The sequence below is a fragment of the Streptococcus sp. V919 genome (genome assembly GCF_054353475.1).
On the sequence record NZ_JBTHHY010000001.1, the window covers coordinates 717,609 to 736,900 of the forward strand.

Below are 19,292 nucleotides of genomic sequence, written 5' to 3' on the forward strand. Positions count from 1 at the left end.
GTCTGATTGAAATTATTTCCGATAGTAGATAATCTCCTACTTCCGATACATCTTAAATTGTAGGAAGAGGTCACTATAGATTCCTGTCCATTTATGGTCAAACTTCTCATAAACTTCTAGGTGTTTCATGGTATCTGCATCTGGATAGAAGGACTTGTCCTCTTTTGTCTCCTCTGGGAGCATTTCCTTAGCAGCATTGTTTGGTGTTGAATAGCCGACATACTCTGCATTCTTGAGAGCATTTTCAGGCTTCAACATGAAGTTGATAAAGGCATAGGCCGCATCCTGGTTCTTGACAGTTTTAGGAATAACCATGTTGTCAAACCAGAGGTTACTTGCTTCTGTCGGCACAACATATTTGAGGTTAGGATTCTTTTCCAACATCTGACTGGCTTCTCCTGAGAAAGTCACACCGATAGCAGCATTGTTCTGAATCATATAACCCTTCATCTCATCGGCTACAATAGCCTTGATATTAGGAGTTAGCTCATACAGTTTATCGACCGTTTGTGATAGTTGTTGAGGATCTTTTGAGTTAAGGCTATAGCCTAGTGAGTTAAGACCTAAACCAAGCACTTCACGCGCCCCATCAAAGAGCATGATCGAATCCTTGTATTCAGGTTTCCAGAGGTCGTCCCAATGTTCAGGCGCTTCTTCCACCATGGTTTCATTGTAGACAATTCCCAAAGTTCCCCAGAAGTATGGGATAGAGTACTGGTTATTTGGATCAAAAGACTGATTGAGAAATTCTGGACCGATATTCTCAATGCCCTTAATCTTACTATAATCTAATGGAACTAAAAGGTCTTCATCCTTCATTTTGTTAATCATGTACTCACTTGGGATGGCAATATCATAGGTTGTCCCACCCTGCTTGATTTTCGTGTACATGGCTTCGTTGGAGTCAAAGGTTTCGTACTGGACTTGGATTCCTGTTTCTTCTGTAAATTTCTCCAGAAGTTCAGGATCGATATAATCTCCCCAGTTGTAGATGACCAATTTTTGACTATCCCGGCTATTGATTTTACTATCAAGATGGTAAGAAATTCCCCACAAGACAAGGATAATGGCTAAAATTCCAGCTAAAAATGAATAGAGTCGTTTCATGCTTTCTCCTCCTTCTCACGTGAAATGAAGTAATATCCAACTACTAGGATAATACTAAAGAGAAAGACCAAGGCTGAGAGAGCATTGATTTCCAGCGAAATTCCCTTACGAGCCCGAGAGTAAAACTCGACTGAGAGAGTTGAAAAACCATTCCCCGTTACAAAGAAGGTCACGGCAAAGTCATCTAGTGAATAGGTGAAAGCCATGAAGTAACCAGCGATGATAGAAGGTGTCAGATATGGCAACATAATTTCCTTGAACATTTGGAACTGACTAGCTCCAAGGTCATAGGCTGCATGGATCATATCTCCATTCATCTCTTTCAATCGTGGCAAGACCATGAGCACTACGATTGGAATCGAGAAAGCCACGTGACTGAATAAAACAGTCAGAAATCCAAGAGAGAACTTGAGTTGGGTAAAGAGAATCAAGAAGCTAGCACCAATCATAACGTCGGGTGCAACCATGAGGATATTATTGAGTGATAGAAAGGCTTCTTGGTATTTTTTACGTGATTGATAAATGTAAATAGCACCAAAAGTTCCAATCACTGTCGCAATCAAGGCTGATAGAAAGGCTAGTAAAAAGGTCTGAACCAAGATGAGCATGAGTCTTCCATCTCCAAACATGGTTTCAAAGTGAGACAAACTAAAGCCTGTAAAGCTATTCATATCATCCCCGGCATTGAAGGCATATCCGATTAGGTAAAAGATTGGCAAATAAAGGACGATAAAGACAAAGGCTAGGTAAAGATTTGATAATTTTTTCATCGTTCTCTCCTTTCCTTAGTCACCCACATAGTGATAAACATAGTCAGGATAAGAACAACACCGATAGTTGAACCCATACCATAGTTGTCATTGGTTAAGAAGTTCTGCTCAATGGCAGTCCCCAAGGTAATCACTCGGTTCCCTCCAATCAAGCGTGTCAACATGAAGAGACTCAAACTTGGGATAAAGACAGATTGGACTCCGCTTCGCACCCCGTTCATAGACAGAGGGAAGATGACATGGCGGAAGGTTTCCCACTTGGTTGCACCGAGGTCATAGCTGGCATTAATGAGATTGTTATCCATATCATCCAAAACATTGAAGATGGGCAAAATCATAAATGGAAGCTCGATATAGCTTGCGACAAAGATAAATGAGAAATCTGTAAATAGCAACTGCTGAGAACCAATTCCGATAAATTCTAAGAATTGGTTAATAGAGCCATTTTGACCAAAAATTCCGATAAAGGCATAAGCCTTAAGGAGTAGGTTGATCCAAGTTGGCAAAATGATTAGCATGAGCCAGAGTTGACGGTGTTTGAGACGAGTCAAAAAGAGGGCTGTTGGATAGCTAATCAAGAGTGTCACTAAAGTCACAATCCCTGCATAGAGAACAGAGTTGAAGCTCATTTTGAGATAGGTTAAGTTTTGTGACGCAAAATAGGATTTATAGTTTTCTATACTAAACTGACCTTCGATGTTGAAAAATGATTGTCCAAAAATCAAGACCAAGGGTGCCAATACAAAGAGGGCAATCCAAAGCATGTAGGGCACTACAAAGAGTTTAGAGGTTGTTTTCTTCATCTCTTTCCTCCTCAATAGCGTTAATCAAACCTGCTTCTTGCTCTTCGATTTCTACGTATTCTTCGATACGAGCATCGAACTCTTCTTCTGTTTCATTGAGACGCATGATGTGGATGTCTTCTGGTTCAAAGTCCAGACCGATTTCCTCACCAACGATGGCCTTACGAGTTGAGTGAATCATCCATTCGTTGCCAAGTTCATCATAGGCGATAATCTCATAGTGAACCCCACGGAAGAGCTGCGTATCGACCTTAACTTGAAGTTTTCCTTCCTCTGGAAGAGTAATACGCAAGTCCTCTGGACGAATGACGACTTCGACTGGCTCATTTGGCTTCATCCCACCGTCGACCGCTTCAAATCGTTTGCCATTGAACTCGACCAAGTAGTCCTCAATCATGGTTCCTGGAAGAATGTTTGATTCCCCGATGAAGGTAGCAACAAAGTGGTTGATGGGCTCATCGTAGATATCAACTGGTGTACCAGACTGAACGATTTCTCCGTCATTCATAACGAAAATCCAGTCACTCATAGCCAGGGCTTCTTCCTGATCGTGGGTAACAAAAACAAAGGTGATACCCAAGCGTTGTTGCAGTTCACGCAGTTCGTACTGCATGTCTGTCCGCAACTTCAAGTCAAGTGCTGACAAAGGCTCATCCAAGAGCACCACTCGAGGCTGGTTGATAATCGCACGCGCAATAGCTACACGCTGACGTTGTCCTCCAGATAGCTTACGAATCGAACGTTTTTCAAAACCTTCTAACTGAACCATCTTGAGAACCTCTAAGACACGTTTTTCGATTTCTTTCTTATCGACCTTACGCAAACGCAATGGAAAGGCAACATTTTCAAAGACATTCATATGCGGGAACAAGGCATAAGACTGGAAGACTGTATGAACATCACGCTTGTTGGTCGGGATATCATTGATTCGCACGCCGTCCAACAAAATATCACCAGTCGTTGCATCCAGCAAACCTGCGATGATATTCAGAATAGTTGATTTCCCTGAACCAGATGCTCCTAAAAGCGTGTAGAACTTTCCTTCTTCCAACTCAAAGTTAATATCCTTGAGAACCTTGGTGTCGCTATCTTCAAAAACTTTAGAAACGTTTCTGAATTCGATAATTGGTTTTTTCAATTCCTCTAAATTCCTTTTTCTTCGTAAATTAACAGATTGGGACCTTTTTGAATGCTAGAAAGAAGCTTAGGACATAAAATGCCCTAAATCTCATCTAGCGATAAAATCCCAATCTTTGAATGATGTGTAAAAATAATGTTATTCGTGCTCACCCAGGATACGAACTTCTCTCTCGAGGGTAACGCCTGAATGTTCTTTAACTTTTTCAATGACAGACTCAATTAAGTCTTCATAATCTCTAGCAGTTCCATCAGCTACATTTATCATAAAGCCTGCATGCTTTTCTGAGACTTCTACACCACCGATACGGTAGCCCTTCAAACCAGCTTCTGAAATCAATTGCCCTGCAAAATGCCCAACCGGACGTTTAAAGACAGAACCACAAGATGGATACTCCAACGGTTGTTTGAGTTCTCGTAAATGAGTCAAGCGTTCCATTTCTTGTTTGATAGTCTCATAATTTCCTGGAGATAGTGCGAATTTAGCTGATAAGACGACTGCTCCAGATTCTTGAATGGCTGAATGACGATAACCAAAGGCTAAGTCTTTGGCAGCTAAAGTCTCAATTTCACCATCTTTTGTTAAAACCTGACACGATTGCAAGATATGAGCAATCTCACCACCATAGGCACCAGCGTTCATAAAGACAGCACCACCGACGCTTCCTGGAATTCCACAAGCAAACTCAAAACCCGTCAAACTATGACGAAGAGCTATACGAGTCGTTTCAATCAAGTTAGCTCCAGCTTCTGCCTCAATCGTATAACCATCAACTGTGACATTATTTAACTTGTCACACATGATGACAAAACCACGAACGCCACCTTCACGAACGATAATATTACTTGCATTTCCAAGAACCATCCATGGGATATTTTCTTGATTGGCAAATTTAACGACACGAGCCATCTCGTAGCGATTACGAGGAAAAACTAGATAATCTGCCTTTCCTCCAACTTTGGTGTAGGTATAAGTTTTCAATGGCTCATCGAATCGAATATCAATTCCTTCTAAGGTTTCTTTTAATTTATCTAATACAGTCATCTTTCTTATCCTTTAATAAAATTCATTCCATTATACCATTTTTAGCGATTTTTTTCGATGATTTGATGAGCTTTTTTATTGATACAAATGAAAAAGAGGCTAGGCCTCTTTTAGTTTATTGTTTTTTATACAAGATAGTTTTTGTAAAGTATACAAATAAAACAACTTCCACTGCTAACAATCCTTCGACAAGAAGCGGATTTGAAATCCAACCAACCTGTGAAAGACTAGGAGCTAGATCAAAGAAGGCATGTAAACCATAAGCAGCTACTAGATAAATCCAATTCTTTTGACGGACTGCTTGATAAACCCAGAAAGAGAGACCAATTTGCATCACCAGAGCAAGTATACGTTCAACACCTAGTAAATAAACCTGCCAAGCAGATAGAGATTGAACTGTTTCGAGAGTAGTTTTGGGAAGGAGATTTGCTACATCGGGATTTGAAGACTCTAATAATGAAAAAAGAATCAAAAGACTAATCAAACTTCCCATTCCTAGGTAGAGCAACTCCAATCCACCATGCCCCAATCCATAAGCTAGGGCATCTGAATCTTCCAAGTTTCTCTTCTTCTCCAACCATTTAAAGAAAACAAGGCGAGCTGTTTCTTCAAAGAGAGCAGCCATACTGATTCCATAAATTACATAGAGAAGAGGATTTTCCGTCATGAGCGAAATAGTCCCATCCTTTTGTGGATGAAGAACTAGGAGATGAACAATTTTCTCTAAGACTTGAGAAGAAACAAAGAATGCAACTGCCCCCAATCCCAATACTGCAAAATTAATCTTGTATTTCTTTCTTGCGTACCAAATAGCTGCTATAAGAAATACAACTAAAGCTATCATAGTAATTATTACATGAATTTTCATACTTTTCTCCTTTTATTCAGCCTGATCGATATCTTTTTTCATCTCATCAACATTAAACTTAGCAAAGAGGTACTGACGGTCTTGGACAGGAAAACGTTGATCCAACTGATCGACAGCTCCAACCTCTACAATACCTTCCTTGATGACAAAATCCATCACGTGACCACCAAAGGTTAGGTCATCTGAGATAAAGTGCAAATGATAGCCTGCAACACTAACACCATGGAAAATTTCAGGTGTCCAGAATCCAACGATAGTCCCAGAGATATTTTCGCAACTATATTCAGGCTGATGAGTCGCAACCTCAGCAAACTTAGTTTCGCTTGTCGATTTTGGTATCATGCGAACATGCATGTGTTTAAAATCACCATGAATCTTAATCGAACGGAAAAGATTTTCTCCATCATAATAGGACTCGATACGTTTTTCTAGTTCCTGATCAGTCATTTCAAAACGCTGACGGAAAATAACTTCTGCCTGGTGGGGTACGACTGCCGCATAAGGAATCAAGGCATCTGGTGAAACTTCTACGATTTCAGGTTTGTCACCTGACCCTTTAGCCTGATAGGCTTTACCATCTAAGACAATTAACTCTCCATCGATAGAATCCAGGGTTCCTAACCCTAAATCACCATGTTCAAGCAATTCACCAACGGTCATGGTTCCACCGTAAAGTCCTGCCATCAAGGCTCCCAAAGTATTATATTGGAATAATTTCACTGGTTCTTGCACCTTCATCATCTCACTATTCTTTGAAAATTTTACTTTCTAAGTATATCATATTTCTTACTAGAATTGAATGCTAGACTCCCTTTTAATACACAATGAAAATCAAAGAGCAAACTAGGAAACTAGCCACAGGTTGCTCAAAACACTGTTTTGAGGTTGTGGATAAGACTGACGTAGTCAGCTCAAAGCTCTGCTTTGTGGTTGTAGATAAGACTGACGTAGTCAGTAACATATATACGGCAAGGCGACGTTGACACGGTTTGAAGAGATTTTCAAAGAGTATAACATTGTCAAACGTCCAAAAAAAAGGTACAATGTAACAAAATCAAGAGAGGTCTGGAATGAAGCAAGAAAGCAAGTATGAACAAGTTGTTCGCTATCTAAAAGAAGAGATTGAATCAGGAAAACTTCAAACAGGAAGTCGCCTGCCTTCTATCCGAAAACTCAGTCAGGAATTTCGCTGCAGTAAGGACACCATTCAGCGTGCACTCTTGGAACTCCGACACGAGAAATACATCTACTCCAAACCTCAAAGTGGCTATTATGTTTTAGAACAACAAAGTAGTCACGAAGACCTATTAATTTCAGTGAATGACGAGCATGTTGCTGCCTATGACGACTTTCGCCTTTGTGTTAATGAAAGCTTAATTGGTCGAGAAAACTATCTCTACAACTACTATGAACACCAAGAAGGCTTAGAAGAATTACGAAAGTCTGTTCATTCCTTACTCTTTGACCAAGCAATCTATAGCAAACCAGACCAGTTAGTCATGACAACTGGAACCCAGCAAGCACTGTTTATTCTTTCTCAAATTGACTTTCCAGGTAAGGGCCAAGAAATACTGGTCGAACAACCAACCTATCACCGAATGAACCAACTTCTGCTGGCTCAAAATCTTCCCTATCAAACCATTGAACGTCGGGTGGATGGCATTGACCTGAAAGAACTTGAGAAACATTTTAAAAGTGGTAACATTAAATTTTTCTACACCATTCCTCGATTCCACTATCCTCTGGGTCATTCATATTCTGAAGAGGAGAAACGTGCTATCCTTGATCTAGCAGCCAAATATCAAATTTATATCGTTGAAGATGATTATCTAGGAGATCTAGATCCTAAAATGGGACAAACCTTTCATTATTTGGACCAAAATGATTTGGTCATCTACATCAAGTCTTTTTCTACAAGTATTTTCCCTGCACTTCGAATCACTGCTCTCATACTTCCAAATCCTATTAAAGGTCCTTTTGTGGCCTATAAAAACATTCTGGACTATGATAACAACCTCATTATGCAAAAGGCTTTATCACTCTATATTGATAGTCAACTCTTTGAAAAAAATAGAGTAGCAAGATTGGCACTGCAAGAGAAAAGTCAAGACTTCATTCATAAGCTATTAAAATCTTATCCCCTTTCCCTACCAAACTATCCTCTCCATGATGGACTTCTGCTTGATCTCAGGAACTATCCTAAGATTGCAAGCCTCAAACATAGCTCTTTAAATCTAGACTTTTTCGAATCGTCCTACATTGAGACTTGCCCTTATCAATTTGCTAAGATTCCTTTAGAAAATCTTGAAACAACATTAAATTACTTAAAAACAGAGAGTGGGACAGAAATCGGTAATTCGTTAGAATTCGATTTCGTCGTCCCACCTCCGCACAGTTGAGTAAGGCTGTAAAAGCTGATGAAATCAGCGTAGTAGAGCCCACTCAACCACTGCGTCTTGCTTGATAATCCAATGACAATTGAGAGGCTAGGACTTTTGTCCCAGCCTCTGTTATTTTTTATTGCTCTACTTCTGTTAGCTTGGCAGCTTTTTCAAGATATGTTTGATAAGTACCGTCATCTTTCAGTTTTTGAATAACCTTATCAACTACTTCCTTCAAATCTGAATTGCCTTTCTTGATAGCAATTGCATTTTCTTCGCCTTCTTTCATAGTTAAGCTTACTGTTGCGACAGCCAAGTCAGCATTTTTTGTTGCATAGCTGAGGGCTACTGGCTCGTCCATATGAACAGCATCAACCTTACCTGATTGAAGTTCATTAACAGCTTCACCCATATTTGTCAATGAAGTCAACTGCGCTTTAGGAAGTTGCTCTTTGACCATAGATTCAGGGACAGTTCCTTTTTGAGCTGCAATATTTGCACTTGCTAGAGAATCCAAATCTTTGTATTTTTCAAGATCAGTTTTTCTGATTAGGAAGCTAATCTTGTTCTCATAGTAAGGAATTGAGAAATCAAAGACTTCTTTTCTTTCTTCAGTTGCACTGATTCCCGCAATGGCCAAATCTGCTTTCCCTGTTTGAAGACTGGTCAAGACATTATCAAAACTCATGCTTGAAACTTCCAATTTCACTCCAAGTTCATCAGCAATAGCTTGTGCCATATCAATATCAGCACCGACGACTTGGTTCTTGCCATCCACAAGTGCTTGAAATTCAAATGGTGCATAGTCTGGGCTAGTTGCGACCACTAATTTACCTTTTTGTTTGATTGCCTCTACTGCAGACTGTGAGCTTGAGCTAGATGATTGGCAAGCAACTAAAAAGAAACTTGCAAGAAAACTACATAAGACAAATATCCATTTTTTTAATTTCATAAATAAACAACCTCTCTATCAATTTTGTATAATTATAACTCAGTAAGCCTCGCTTGTCAAGTATAAATTTAATATTTATTTATTTTTTCATTCTCTTAAACAAAAAAAGAAGCTTTTATTCATTATTAGGCTTCTTTTTCTGTATATTTAATCAATTTTACAATTCGACAATCTTACCTGTTTCAAAGTAAACAACCCATTCACAGATATTCTTTGCATAGTCACCGATGCGCTCCAAGTATGAAATCACTTGGAAGTAATCGCGACCTGTGACAATAGCATCTGGATTCTTTCTGATTTCTTCAGTTGCCAGATCTCGAATATTTTCAAAGTAATGGTTGATTTTTTCATCCATGGTTGCAACTTCGTAGGCCTTATCAACTGATCCGTTAAGGTAAAGTTCAAGAGTTGTTTCCACAAAATCTTTAACATCGCGTCCCATGTTTTTGATTTCTTCCTCAACTGCTGGGATACGTTGTTCACCCTTCATACGAATAGTTGCTTCCGCAATAGATACCGCATGGTCACCCATACGTTCTAAGTCTGATACAGCTTTTAGGACTGTCAACACTGTACGCAAGTCTTGTGAAACAGGCTGTTGAAGTGCAATAATTTCAAATGATTTCTTTTCAAGTTTTACTTCGTATTCATTTACTTCTGCGTCTTCCTCGATAACTTCTTTTGCCAAGTCACGGTCATGTGTCACAAAAGCTCGTACTGTACGATTGATTTGGGAAAGAACTTCTTGTCCCATAGCATAAAATTGATTATGCAATTTCTCTAAATCTTCTTCAAATTGAGATCGTAACATCTTTTTCTCCTTATCCAAATTTACCTGAAATATAATCCTCTGTTTCCTTATGTTGTGGGTAGAGGAACATTTCCTTGGTATCGTTAAATTCAATCAAATCTCCATCAAGGAAAAAGCCTGTTTTATCAGAGATTCGAGATGCTTGCTGCATAGAACGAGTTACCAAGAGCATAGTGTACTTGTCCTTGAGACTATATAGGGTTTCTTCGATTTTTCCAGCTGAGATAGGGTCTAAGGCCGAGGTTGGCTCATCCAAAAGAATAATCTTTGGACTAGTCGCCAAGACACGGGCTACACAGACACGTTGCTGTTGACCGCCTGAAAGACCAATTGCTGAATCATGCAAGCGATCTTTGACCTCATCCCAGATTGAAGCACGCTGTAAAGCTTTCTCCACCGCTTCATCCAAAACGTTCTTATCTTTTTCCCCATTAATGCGGAGACCATAAACAACATTTTCGTAGATAGACATTGGGAATGGATTAGGTTGTTGGAAAACCATCCCGATTTCCTTACGTAATTCAACCGTGTCAGTACGCGGACTATAGATATTGTGCCCATTATAAACCACTGATCCAGTTGTCGTCACTTCAGGATTAAGGTCACCCATTCGGTTAATAGCTTTGAGTAGGGTTGACTTCCCTGAGCCTGATGGTCCGATAAGAGCTGTGATTTCCTTGGGTTGGAAAGATAAGGAAACACTATTCAAAGCCTTCTTTTTATTGTAATAAACAGACAGGTCTTTAACCTGCAAAATCGGTTCTGTCATACTGTTCCCTTTCTAACCAAAGTGTCCAGTTACGTAGTCATTGGTTGACTGTAGCTTAGCATTTTGGAAAATATTAGCAGTTTTATCATACTCAATCAAATCACCCAAGTAGAAAAATCCTGTATAGTCACTAGCACGCGCAGCCTGTTGCATACTGTGGGTTACGATGATAATGGTAAAGTCTTTCTTCAACTCCAACATAGTTTCCTCAAGTTGAGCTGTTGCAATCGGATCCAAGGCTGATGCAGGTTCGTCCATCAAGAGAATATCTGGTTTTACAGAAATAGCACGAGCAATGCAGAGACGTTGCTGCTGACCACCTGAAAGCATCAAGGCTGACTTATGAAGGTCATCTTTTACCTGATCCCAAAGGGCAGCCTGGCGAAGTGAGGTTTCTACAATTTCATCAAGAACTTTCTTGTCCTTAACTCCTGCACGTTCATGTGCAAAGGTGATGTTGCGGTAGATTGATTTAGCAAATGGATTTGGACGTTGGAACACCATTCCGATATGTTTACGCATTTCATAAACATTAATTTCAGGACGGTTAACGTCAATACCTCGATAGAGAATTTGTCCTGTCACCTTAGCAATATCAATGGTATCATTCATACGGTTGAGACTGCGAAGGTAGGTTGATTTCCCTGATCCAGACGGACCAATCAAGGCTGTGATTTTATTTTTTTCGAATTGCATATCGACGCCCTTAATGGATTCGTTTTTACCGTAGTAAACATGTAAATCCTTAGTAGAGAGGGCCACTTTTTCTTCTGGAAAGGTAATGATATGCTTTTCATCCCAATTATATTTTGACATGGCTTCTCCTTTAGGCAGCTGTTAATTTCTTATGTAGATAGCTTCCAAGTTTACGTGCTCCAAAGTTAAAGATCAAGATAAAGATGAGAAGCACCGCAGCAGAACCTGCTGAAACAAGAGTTCCATCAGGAATAGTTCCTTCACTGTTGACTTTCCAGATATGGACAGCCAAGGTTTCTGCTTGACGGAAAATTGAGATTGGACTTGTTACGCTGAGAATATTCCAGTTTGACCAGTCAAGAGCTGGAGCAGATTGTCCTGCTGTGTAGATTAGGGCTGCAGCTTCACCAAAGATACGACCTGATGCAAGCACGATCCCCGTTACAATACCGGGAAGAGCTTCAGGAATGACAACATGAAGAACTGTTTCCCAACGAGAAAGTCCAAGCGCCAAACCAGCTTCACGTTGTGTATGGTGAACGTGCTTCAAACTGTCTTCAACGTTACGAGTCATCTGCGGAAGGTTAAAGACCGTTAAAGCCAAGGCACCTGAAATAATAGAAAATCCATACTCAAACTGAACTACAAAGATGAGGTAACCAAAGAGACCTACAACAACAGATGGTAGAGAAGACAAAATCTCAATACAGGTACGAACGAAATTGGTAACACGACCTTTTTTAGCATACTCAGCCAAGTAAATTCCAGCCCCCATTGATAGGGGAACAGAGATGAACAGGGTAATGACCAAAAGGAAGAAGGAATTATAAAGCTGAATTCCAATACCTCCACCTGCTTGGTAAGAAGATGATTTCCCAGTCAAGAAGGACCATGAAACATGAGGTAAGCCTCGAACCAAGATATAAAGAATCAAGGAAGCCAGAATAGTGACAATGATTCCTGCGATGGTATAGAGGACAGCTGTTGCAAGTTTATCTAATTTCTTAGCGTGCATAGTTTTTCTTTCCTCTTTCTTTCGTAATCAATTTAATCACACTGTTAAAGGCCAAACTCATCAAGAGCAATACTAAGGCCAGTGACCAAAGAACATTATTATCAACAGTTCCCATAACTGTATTACCAATTCCCATAGTCAATACAGATGTTAACGTCGCTGCTGGTGTTGTCAATGATGTTGGAACAACTGCTGAGTTACCAACAACCATCTGAATCGCAAGGGCTTCACCGAAAGCACGCGCCATACCAAAGACTACAGCCGTAAAAATACCTGAACGAGCAGCCTTCAAGGTTACACGCCAAATGGTCTGCCAACGAGTTGCTCCCATAGCTAAACTTGCTTCACGGTAGTGACGTGGAACCGCACGTAGGCTATCAGTTGTCATGAAGGTTACAGTTGGCAAAATCATAACAAAGAGAACGAAAATCCCTGACAAAATCCCAAAACCAGTACCACCAAAGACAGTGCGTACAAATGGTACTACGACCTGCAAACCGATAAATCCATAAACTACTGAAGGAATCCCAACTAGGAGTTCAATAGCAGGTTGCAAAATCTTTGCCCCTTTTGGTGATACTTCTGTCATAAAGACTGCTGCACCAATGGCAAATGGTGTTGCAATAAGAGCTGACAGGATAGTAACAATAAAGGAACCTAAAATCATTGGAAGAGCACCAAATTGTTTACCTGACGGATTCCAAGTTGCACCAAAAAGAAAATCAAAGATATTCACACCATTAACAAAGAAAGTGGACAAGCCTTTTTGGGCTACAAAGATTAAAATCATAGCCACAATAATAACAATCAAAGAGAGGCAGGCAAAAGTCAGACTTTTCCCTAATTTCTCAAGACGAGAGTTCTTTGACGGAGAGAGCAATTTTTTAGATAATTCTTCTTGATTCATTATTGGCTCCCTTCTAGCGCTGTCACAGTACCTGCAGCATCTTTTTCGACTTTCATTTCCTTGACAGAAATATAGCCCATTCCCTTAACGATTCCGTTCTGAACTTCGTCTGAAAGGACAAAGTTTAAGAATTCTGCAACCAATTCATTTGGCTCACCAAGAGTATACATGTGTTCATAAGACCACAAAGGCCAATTATTAGTGGTTACATTTTCAGAGATTGGTTCATAACCATTAAGTTTGATGGTCCCAACGGAATCATCAACATATGCAAATGCTAGGTAGGAAATAGCTCCAGGGGTTTGGGAAACGATTGATTTAACCATACCATTTGAATCTTGCTCCTGACTCTGAATCGCTGATTGACCATTCATAATCACACTATCAAAGGTCGCACGAGAACCTGAACTCGCAGCACGGTTGATAATAGAAATAGCCAAATCTTTCCCACCAACTTCTTTCCAGTTGGTAATTTCTCCTGTAAAGATTTGACGGAGCTGGTCTGTCGTTAGATCATCGACATCCACCTCTTTATTAATAATAACAGCAATTCCAGCAACGGCTACCTTATGGTCAACTAGAGCAGTTGCATCAATCCCGTCTTTCTCCTCAGCAAATACATCAGAGTTTCCAACATCTACTGCACCTGACTGAACTTGAGATAGACCTGTACCAGATCCACCACCTTGAACATTGACTGTTTTACCGATGTGAGTTGACGCAAGATCATCTGCTGCCGCCTCGACTAAAGGTTGAAGGGCGGTTGAACCAACAGCCGTCATAGACTCCCCACGGTCAATCCAACTTGCACATCCTGCTAGCGAACCAGCAAGTAAAAGAGTTGCAAGAGAAATGGTGAGTTTTTTAAATTTTTTCACTATTTGTCTCCTTGAAAATAATGATGAATAGCTTGGAATTTCGCCCTTATTTTCCATTAATTTTCACGAAAATTCCATACTTCCACTATAACATAGAATACTGATTTTGACTAGTTTTTTACCTTAAACCTCAAGCCCTTAGGGAAATAATTCTTTAGAGTATTTCCGGTCACTTTTGCAAAGCCCAGACCATTCCCACCAACTAAAACTTGGTACCAACCATTTTGCTGAGTTTCAGACAATTGAACTGTTTCACCAGATACGTATTTGACAAAATCTTCTTGATGAATCTCAATAACTTGCTTTACTTGACTCGGTTTTAAAGCCAGGCCAAGAGCAAAGCTTGGTTCAAAACGTTTTTTCTTAAAAGTTCCAAGATGTAGTCCATTCCGAGCAATTCTAAGTTTTCCTAAATCCGGTAGAACTTCTGGTAACAAATACAGTTGGTCTCCAAAAACTTGTAAGACTCCAGTCAATTTTTCTTTTAAATGTTTCTTCTCAAAATCCTGCCACAAGGAAAGTTGTTCACGAGAAAGGTTTGATTTAGAAGGTTTGAACTTCCCAGCCTTGTTTTGACCTTTAAACTGAAGATGGGCCACGAACTGACCTTCTCCCTTAAAGTGATGAGGGTACATTCTAGCAGTCTCAGCTTGGTTGATTCCTTGTGACATACCATTTATATGTTCTACTGGAATGAGTTCAAAGTCATAATTATCCATGAGCCAGCTAATGATTTCTTCATTTTCTTCTGGCGCCCAGGTACAGGTTGAATAGATTAGTCGACCACCATCAGCCAACATAGTAACTGCATCTGCTAAAATCTCACGTTGTAAACTAGCGCACTGACTAGGATAATCGACACTCCAATAATCCATAGCGTCAGGTTGTTTACGAAACATCCCTTCTCCTGAGCAAGGTGCATCTAAAACGATTAGGTCAAAATAGCCTTTAAAAATCTTAGCTAAACGGTCTGCTGATTCATTGGTCACAACGACATTAGTCGCACCAAAACGTTCCATATTTTCAACCAGTATTTTTGCTCGCTTACTTGAAATTTCATTGGAAACGAGAAGCCCCTCACCTTCTAGATAGGCTGCCAATTGTGTCGATTTTCCACCTGGTGCTGCTGCCAAATCCAAGACCTTCATGCCAGGAGTTGGATGAGCTACTTGCGCCACCATTTGTGCAGCTGGTTCTTGGGAATAGACCAGACCAGTTACATGCTCTGGAGACTTTCCAGAAACCTTACCATAGTAGCCCCAAGGTGTATTTGGAATAGCGTCTGAAAAAGAAACTTGACTTTCTTTTAAGGGATTGACACGAAAAGCAGAAACGGCTTCATCATCAAAAGAGGCAAGAAAAGCTCTTGCCTCATCTCCCAATATTGTTTCATATTTTTTTACAAATCCTTCTGGAAATTGCATTTAAGATTATTTCCTTTCGTAGATATAGGATTGAATTTCATCTTGCATCTCGACTGGTACCATCATTACGGCCTGCCGTGTTTGGAAATCAACTTCCTCACCAGCAATCGTAAGAACCTTATAACCTAAACTTTCACCTAGGATACTCGCTGCTGCATAATCCCAGGGTTGAAGATAAGTGATATACGTTAGTAGTCGACCTGATAGCACCTTTGCAAAACTAATCGCAGCGCTGCCATAAACTCGTGTGCCAAGTGCAGCATTTCCCAAGTCTGCTAAGCCCCATTCGTTGGTTTCTAGCATACCAGAATTACCAGCCACCAAAAATTCTCTTAACGGTTTCTTTTTAAATGCTGGTAAAGGTTCATCATTGCGACAAGGCGGAAAGTCTCCTCCACCATGGTAGCAATCGCCTTTCATAACATCATAGATAATCCCAAATTTCCCAACACCATCCTCAAAATAGGCTAGCATTACTGCAAAATCTTCCCCCTGTGCTACGAAGTTATTGGTTCCATCAATAGGATCAATAATCCATACACAACCTTGTCCAACTGCTGCACGCATACATCCTTCTTCTGCACAAAACAAATCATCTGGATAGCGAGAACGAATTTTCTCAATAAGAAAGGCTTGAACTTCTTTATCTAACTTAGTGACCAAATCTGTAGGCGAAGATTTTCTCTCAACATGGAGATCTTCTTTCATATGCTCGAGAATATACTCTCCAGCTTCCCTAACAATTTCTTTGGCAAATGTAAATTTATTTTCCAAGTGAAATCTTCCCTTCTCCTTTTTCTTTTGCCAATTGGACTGCACGGTAGAAAGAATATCCACTAACTGCTTCAAATTCACGTCCCAAACGTTTTTCTTCGCTCTTGCTGGGCACAACTGATTTGAATACCTTGTAGGAATCTAATAGTTGTTTTGCTTCTACCTTGGTTTCATAGGCAGCTTCAACATCATTAAAAAAAGAAAGCACTGAAGCAAGTTCTTCAGTGCTCCACGACAAATCTAGTGGGTAACTATACTGTTTATTCATCTAATTAATACCAGCTCTCAATGTAGCCTCTTTCAATTCTTGCTTACGATAACTACGAGGAAGAAACGCACGAATCTCATCTTCATTAAAGCCAATCTGCATACGTTTATCATCAATGATAATAGGACGACGCAAAAGACTAGGGTATTGCTCAATTAAACTAAGCAACTCCGTCACCGAGATACTTTCCACATCGATATTTAACTTTTGGAAAATTTTTGAACGAGTTGAAATGATGTCATCGGTACCGTTTTCGGTCAAGGAAAGAATTTGTTGCAATTCTTTTCTTGATAAAGGACTGGTCATAATATTGTGCTCTTGGAAAGGCACCTTATGATTATCTAGCCAGGCCTTTGCCTTACGACATGATGTACAACTCGGTGATAAAAATAGTGTAATCATGCTATTCTCTTCTTTGCATACTTTTCTCATTCTATTATACAAAAAAATAAAGCGCTTGACTAGTTATTTCCGTAAAAAAACCTATTTTTTCAAGAAAAATAGGTTTTTCGCACATTCTTTTAAAACATTTTTATGCATCTAATCTTTTAATTGCCTGTTTTTCGACTTTTAAGGTACATAAATCCAAAAATTAACTCATATAAGCAGAAAAATAGGAGAAAGGCATGCAGGAAAAAGTCCTCTGGTAGGATGAGAATGACTGGATCTTTTGCTGGATCAAAAAGCCAGGTATCATCACCTACAAAAAGAATTTGATGAAACAAGGTAAAGAATTGTTCAAACCCAATGAAGACACCAACTAAACCAAGAACCAAAGGTAAAGACAGCATAATCAAGAGACCTCTGCGATGTAGAGACAGAAAACCTTTCTGAATGACTTGCTTCCAAAAAAGATAAAAAATCGGTAGGGTAACTATCGCTACTCCTTGCGCTAGGTGAAAGAGTCCCTTGACAACCTCAAAATGATGAATCCCAGAGGCAGACGAAGGAAAATCTGGCATTTTCAATACTTGACTCAATGGATTGGTCAAATAATCCATCAAAACATTAAAGTTATGTTGGATGGTCTGAGGTTGCAGATGAACACGATTTGTCAAGTTTAACCAAGAAATTTCCAGAGGATAAATGAACCAAGCTAGATAAATGGTCAATAAAATAGAAAGCGAAAGGAGGAAAAGGAGACTTCCTCCAAAAGTTAACTTAGTTTTCATCAAAATTCCACTCCGCTAGACTTGAGAGGACATGGGTTGGGGCGATTGGTAAATCCGCTACTTCTTCAGGTTTTGTAAAACCAGTAGTTACTAACAAAGTTGGAATTCCATTATCGATACCAGCTCGAATATCAGTAAGATAATTATCCCCCACCATGACAATTTCTTGACGTTCAAGTCCTAGATGTTCAACAGCTTTGTCCATAATAATCGCATTAGGTTTCCCAATATAAACTGGCTTTACGCGAGTTGCTGCTTCGAGCAGAGTAATCAGCGAACCAGCACCAGGTAAAAGGCCTCGTTCCGTTGGGATGTTCAAATCTGGATTAGTACCGATAAAATGAGCACCTTTATGGATAGCTAGGGTCGCTGTAGCAAATTTTTCATAGTCGACCTGCCAGTCCAAACCAACAACAACATAGGCTGGATTTTCTTTATCTTCAACGTAGCCTGCTGCTTGAATGGCTTCCTTGAGCCCTGCTTCTCCAATCACATAGACTGTCTTTTTAAGCCCCAAATCATTCATGTAATCAATAGTCGCTAAGGTTGCAGTATAAATGGTTGACACAGGAGTATCAATATCAAACTGCTTAGCCAACATTTCCTGAACACTTTCAGGTGTGCGAGTTGTATTGTTAGTTACAAAAAGGTAGGGAATTCTACGCTTTTGCAAGTCATGAACAAAAGCTTCTCCTTCAGGGATGCGGTCTTTACCCTTGTAAATCGTTCCGTCTAAATCGATTAAATAACCTTTATAAGTCATACGTTTCTTTCTAATCTTTGTTAATTTTTTGCCAAGTTATCTTTGCCTGAGCATTGATATCGCCATCACTTGTGACTTGGTGATTGCTTTCTAGTTGATTCAATTCATAACTAGAAGTAATCATACCACCTGGTCGAACTTCCTTGACATATTTGAGGTTGATTTTTTTAGGAATATGATTGGTTAGAAAATCTGCCCCCATAACTTCAAAAACCCAGTCTAGGTATTTGCTATTATTGACATGGCCATTCATATCTAAGTCGTAAAAACGGACATGATAGTCCTTGCTAATCGCTTCTTCCAACTCAGCGTATTTTGGTCCACGGATCAGTTTCTTAGAAAACTCAGATTGATAAGGTGAGACTATTTCAGGTTCTACAGGATGAACCTTCCGACTATCACGATCCATAAGGACAAATGTAGCTACCATGCGAATGATTTCTTGACCATCTTCATCATAAATAGTAAATCGGCGGTAGCAAAATAGACGATTGTAGCTCAAGGCCTCTGTTTCGATGGTAATTTCCTCAGCAAAACGAGGAAGTCTAATCACATCGATATCATAATCAGTGATAATCCAAACTAGATTATACTGTTCTAAAACATCCTTGTCACTCACTCCTAGATTAATTGATTGCATTCCTGATACTTGTAGGGATAACAAGATAACATCTGGTAGCTTGATATGACCGTTCATGTCAGCCATATCAAAAGGGATTTTAGTTTTCATTTGATAAGTTAAGCCCATAATT

The 19,292-nt window shown here is 39.7% G+C and carries 22 protein-coding genes; 1 reads left to right on the plus strand and 21 read right to left on the minus strand.

What is annotated here, in order from left to right; genetic code table 11:
* Positions 1–36: 36 nt before the first annotated feature.
* The 7 genes from ACXYSK_RS03830 to budA all read right to left on the minus strand — a co-directional run bounded on the left by ACXYSK_RS03830 (position 37) and on the right by budA (position 6,471).
* Positions 37–1,107, minus strand: a complete 1,071-nt coding sequence (locus ACXYSK_RS03830; protein WP_458625098.1) for an ABC transporter substrate-binding protein — start codon at positions 1,105–1,107, stop codon at positions 37–39.
* Positions 1,104–1,877 carry an ABC transporter permease gene (locus ACXYSK_RS03835; RefSeq protein ID WP_458625099.1) on the minus strand — a complete coding sequence of 258 codons (774 nt, stop codon included), beginning with the start codon at positions 1,875–1,877 and terminating at the stop codon, positions 1,104–1,106. Before ACXYSK_RS03835 ends, ACXYSK_RS03830 begins: the two co-directional genes overlap by 4 nt.
* On the minus strand, positions 1,874–2,680 hold the full coding sequence (locus ACXYSK_RS03840) for an ABC transporter permease (RefSeq protein ID WP_458625100.1): 807 nt from the start codon (positions 2,678–2,680) through the stop codon (positions 1,874–1,876). The genes ACXYSK_RS03835 and ACXYSK_RS03840 overlap by 4 nt, the downstream gene beginning before the upstream one ends.
* On the minus strand, positions 2,661–3,818 hold the full coding sequence (locus tag ACXYSK_RS03845; RefSeq protein WP_269796753.1) for an ABC transporter ATP-binding protein: 1,158 nt from the start codon (positions 3,816–3,818) through the stop codon (positions 2,661–2,663). The genes ACXYSK_RS03840 and ACXYSK_RS03845 overlap by 20 nt, the downstream gene beginning before the upstream one ends.
* A 138-nt stretch (positions 3,819–3,956) precedes the next feature.
* Positions 3,957–4,862, minus strand: coding sequence for a UDP-N-acetylmuramate dehydrogenase (gene murB / locus ACXYSK_RS03850; protein ID WP_458625101.1), 906 nt, complete (start codon positions 4,860–4,862; stop codon positions 3,957–3,959).
* A 115-nt stretch (positions 4,863–4,977) separates the two neighbouring features.
* Complete coding sequence (locus tag ACXYSK_RS03855) at positions 4,978–5,730, minus strand: YhfC family intramembrane metalloprotease (protein ID WP_458625102.1); 753 nt, start codon at positions 5,728–5,730, stop codon at positions 4,978–4,980.
* Positions 5,731–5,742: 12 nt separating this feature from the next.
* On the minus strand, positions 5,743–6,471 hold the full coding sequence (gene budA, locus ACXYSK_RS03860; RefSeq protein ID WP_458625103.1) for an acetolactate decarboxylase: 729 nt from the start codon (positions 6,469–6,471) through the stop codon (positions 5,743–5,745).
* Between the two features lie 329 nt (positions 6,472–6,800).
* Between budA and ACXYSK_RS03865 the strand changes: the two genes are divergently transcribed.
* Positions 6,801–8,129: an aminotransferase-like domain-containing protein gene (locus ACXYSK_RS03865; RefSeq protein ID WP_458625104.1), complete on the plus strand. Its 1,329-nt coding sequence runs from the start codon at positions 6,801–6,803 to the stop codon at positions 8,127–8,129.
* Between the two features lie 118 nt (positions 8,130–8,247).
* On the opposite strand, the gene ACXYSK_RS03870 is transcribed toward ACXYSK_RS03865, so the two are convergent.
* The 14 genes from ACXYSK_RS03870 to ACXYSK_RS03935 all read right to left on the minus strand — a co-directional run bounded on the left by ACXYSK_RS03870 (position 8,248) and on the right by ACXYSK_RS03935 (position 19,288).
* Entirely contained in the window at positions 8,248–9,063 is an 816-nt protein-coding gene (locus ACXYSK_RS03870) for an ABC transporter substrate-binding protein (RefSeq protein ID WP_458625105.1), read from the minus strand.
* Positions 9,064–9,220: 157 nt separating this feature from the next.
* A complete protein-coding gene (phoU, locus tag ACXYSK_RS03875; protein ID WP_178895157.1) occupies positions 9,221–9,874 on the minus strand; it encodes a phosphate signaling complex protein PhoU in 654 nt (217 codons plus the stop codon).
* A 10-nt stretch (positions 9,875–9,884) separates the two neighbouring features.
* Complete coding sequence (pstB, locus tag ACXYSK_RS03880) at positions 9,885–10,643, minus strand: phosphate ABC transporter ATP-binding protein PstB (RefSeq protein ID WP_458625106.1); 759 nt, start codon at positions 10,641–10,643, stop codon at positions 9,885–9,887.
* Between the two features lie 12 nt (positions 10,644–10,655).
* Complete coding sequence (gene pstB, locus ACXYSK_RS03885) at positions 10,656–11,459, minus strand: phosphate ABC transporter ATP-binding protein PstB (protein ID WP_316107928.1); 804 nt, start codon at positions 11,457–11,459, stop codon at positions 10,656–10,658.
* A gap of 10 nt (positions 11,460–11,469) precedes the next feature.
* Positions 11,470–12,354: a phosphate ABC transporter permease PstA gene (gene pstA / locus ACXYSK_RS03890; protein ID WP_458625107.1), complete on the minus strand. Its 885-nt coding sequence runs from the start codon at positions 12,352–12,354 to the stop codon at positions 11,470–11,472.
* Positions 12,344–13,261: a phosphate ABC transporter permease subunit PstC gene (gene pstC / locus ACXYSK_RS03895; RefSeq protein WP_223334186.1), complete on the minus strand. Its 918-nt coding sequence runs from the start codon at positions 13,259–13,261 to the stop codon at positions 12,344–12,346. The genes pstA and pstC overlap by 11 nt, the downstream gene beginning before the upstream one ends.
* On the minus strand, positions 13,261–14,139 hold the full coding sequence (locus ACXYSK_RS03900; protein ID WP_458625108.1) for a phosphate ABC transporter substrate-binding protein PstS: 879 nt from the start codon (positions 14,137–14,139) through the stop codon (positions 13,261–13,263). Before ACXYSK_RS03900 ends, pstC begins: the two co-directional genes overlap by 1 nt.
* A 110-nt stretch (positions 14,140–14,249) precedes the next feature.
* On the minus strand, positions 14,250–15,563 hold the full coding sequence (locus ACXYSK_RS03905; protein WP_458625109.1) for an RsmF rRNA methyltransferase first C-terminal domain-containing protein: 1,314 nt from the start codon (positions 15,561–15,563) through the stop codon (positions 14,250–14,252).
* Between the two features lie 6 nt (positions 15,564–15,569).
* A complete protein-coding gene (locus tag ACXYSK_RS03910) occupies positions 15,570–16,337 on the minus strand; it encodes an inositol monophosphatase family protein (RefSeq protein WP_458625110.1) in 768 nt (255 codons plus the stop codon).
* Positions 16,327–16,605 (minus strand): UPF0223 family protein, encoded by a 279-nt coding sequence (locus tag ACXYSK_RS03915; protein WP_458625111.1) that lies wholly within the window; start codon positions 16,603–16,605, stop codon positions 16,327–16,329. Before ACXYSK_RS03915 ends, ACXYSK_RS03910 begins: the two co-directional genes overlap by 11 nt.
* The gene (locus ACXYSK_RS03920; RefSeq protein ID WP_373115371.1) at positions 16,606–17,007 is read right to left on the minus strand and encodes a Spx/MgsR family RNA polymerase-binding regulatory protein; all 402 of its coding nucleotides are present in this window, start codon (positions 17,005–17,007) and stop codon (positions 16,606–16,608) included.
* Between the two features lie 146 nt (positions 17,008–17,153).
* Positions 17,154–17,777 carry a TIGR01906 family membrane protein gene (locus ACXYSK_RS03925; RefSeq protein WP_458625112.1) on the minus strand — a complete coding sequence of 208 codons (624 nt, stop codon included), beginning with the start codon at positions 17,775–17,777 and terminating at the stop codon, positions 17,154–17,156.
* Complete coding sequence (locus ACXYSK_RS03930) at positions 17,767–18,540, minus strand: TIGR01457 family HAD-type hydrolase (protein WP_458625113.1); 774 nt, start codon at positions 18,538–18,540, stop codon at positions 17,767–17,769. Before ACXYSK_RS03930 ends, ACXYSK_RS03925 begins: the two co-directional genes overlap by 11 nt.
* 10 nt (positions 18,541–18,550) lie before the next feature.
* Positions 18,551–19,288 (minus strand): acyl-ACP thioesterase domain-containing protein, encoded by a 738-nt coding sequence (locus ACXYSK_RS03935; RefSeq protein ID WP_458625114.1) that lies wholly within the window; start codon positions 19,286–19,288, stop codon positions 18,551–18,553.
* Positions 19,289–19,292: the final 4 nt, after the last annotated feature.

What these genes read in the sequence shown, in the direction of transcription:
- ACXYSK_RS03830 (WP_458625098.1), bottom strand. Translation starts at nt 1,107, where the DNA reads ATGAAACGACTCTATTCATTTTTAGCTGGAATTTTAGCCATTATCCTT.
- ACXYSK_RS03835 (WP_458625099.1), bottom strand. Translation starts at nt 1,877, where the DNA reads ATGAAAAAATTATCAAATCTTTACCTAGCCTTTGTCTTTATCGTCCTT.
- ACXYSK_RS03840 (WP_458625100.1), bottom strand. Translation starts at nt 2,680, where the DNA reads ATGAAGAAAACAACCTCTAAACTCTTTGTAGTGCCCTACATGCTTTGG.
- murB (WP_458625101.1), bottom strand. Translation starts at nt 4,862, where the DNA reads ATGACTGTATTAGATAAATTAAAAGAAACCTTAGAAGGAATTGATATT.
- ACXYSK_RS03855 (WP_458625102.1), bottom strand. Translation starts at nt 5,730, where the DNA reads ATGAAAATTCATGTAATAATTACTATGATAGCTTTAGTTGTATTTCTT.
- budA (WP_458625103.1), bottom strand. Translation starts at nt 6,471, where the DNA reads ATGATGAAGGTGCAAGAACCAGTGAAATTATTCCAATATAATACTTTG.
- ACXYSK_RS03865 (WP_458625104.1), top strand. Translation starts at nt 6,801, where the DNA reads ATGAAGCAAGAAAGCAAGTATGAACAAGTTGTTCGCTATCTAAAAGAA.
- ACXYSK_RS03870 (WP_458625105.1), bottom strand. Translation starts at nt 9,063, where the DNA reads ATGAAATTAAAAAAATGGATATTTGTCTTATGTAGTTTTCTTGCAAGT.
- phoU (WP_178895157.1), bottom strand. Translation starts at nt 9,874, where the DNA reads ATGTTACGATCTCAATTTGAAGAAGATTTAGAGAAATTGCATAATCAA.
- pstB (WP_458625106.1), bottom strand. Translation starts at nt 10,643, where the DNA reads ATGACAGAACCGATTTTGCAGGTTAAAGACCTGTCTGTTTATTACAAT.
- pstB (WP_316107928.1), bottom strand. Translation starts at nt 11,459, where the DNA reads ATGTCAAAATATAATTGGGATGAAAAGCATATCATTACCTTTCCAGAA.
- pstA (WP_458625107.1), bottom strand. Translation starts at nt 12,354, where the DNA reads ATGCACGCTAAGAAATTAGATAAACTTGCAACAGCTGTCCTCTATACC.
- pstC (WP_223334186.1), bottom strand. Translation starts at nt 13,261, where the DNA reads ATGAATCAAGAAGAATTATCTAAAAAATTGCTCTCTCCGTCAAAGAAC.
- ACXYSK_RS03905 (WP_458625109.1), bottom strand. Translation starts at nt 15,563, where the DNA reads ATGCAATTTCCAGAAGGATTTGTAAAAAAATATGAAACAATATTGGGA.
- ACXYSK_RS03915 (WP_458625111.1), bottom strand. Translation starts at nt 16,605, where the DNA reads ATGAATAAACAGTATAGTTACCCACTAGATTTGTCGTGGAGCACTGAA.
- ACXYSK_RS03920 (WP_373115371.1), bottom strand. Translation starts at nt 17,007, where the DNA reads ATGATTACACTATTTTTATCACCGAGTTGTACATCATGTCGTAAGGCA.
- ACXYSK_RS03925 (WP_458625112.1), bottom strand. Translation starts at nt 17,777, where the DNA reads ATGAAAACTAAGTTAACTTTTGGAGGAAGTCTCCTTTTCCTCCTTTCG.
- ACXYSK_RS03930 (WP_458625113.1), bottom strand. Translation starts at nt 18,540, where the DNA reads ATGACTTATAAAGGTTATTTAATCGATTTAGACGGAACGATTTACAAG.
- ACXYSK_RS03935 (WP_458625114.1), bottom strand. Translation starts at nt 19,288, where the DNA reads ATGGGCTTAACTTATCAAATGAAAACTAAAATCCCTTTTGATATGGCT.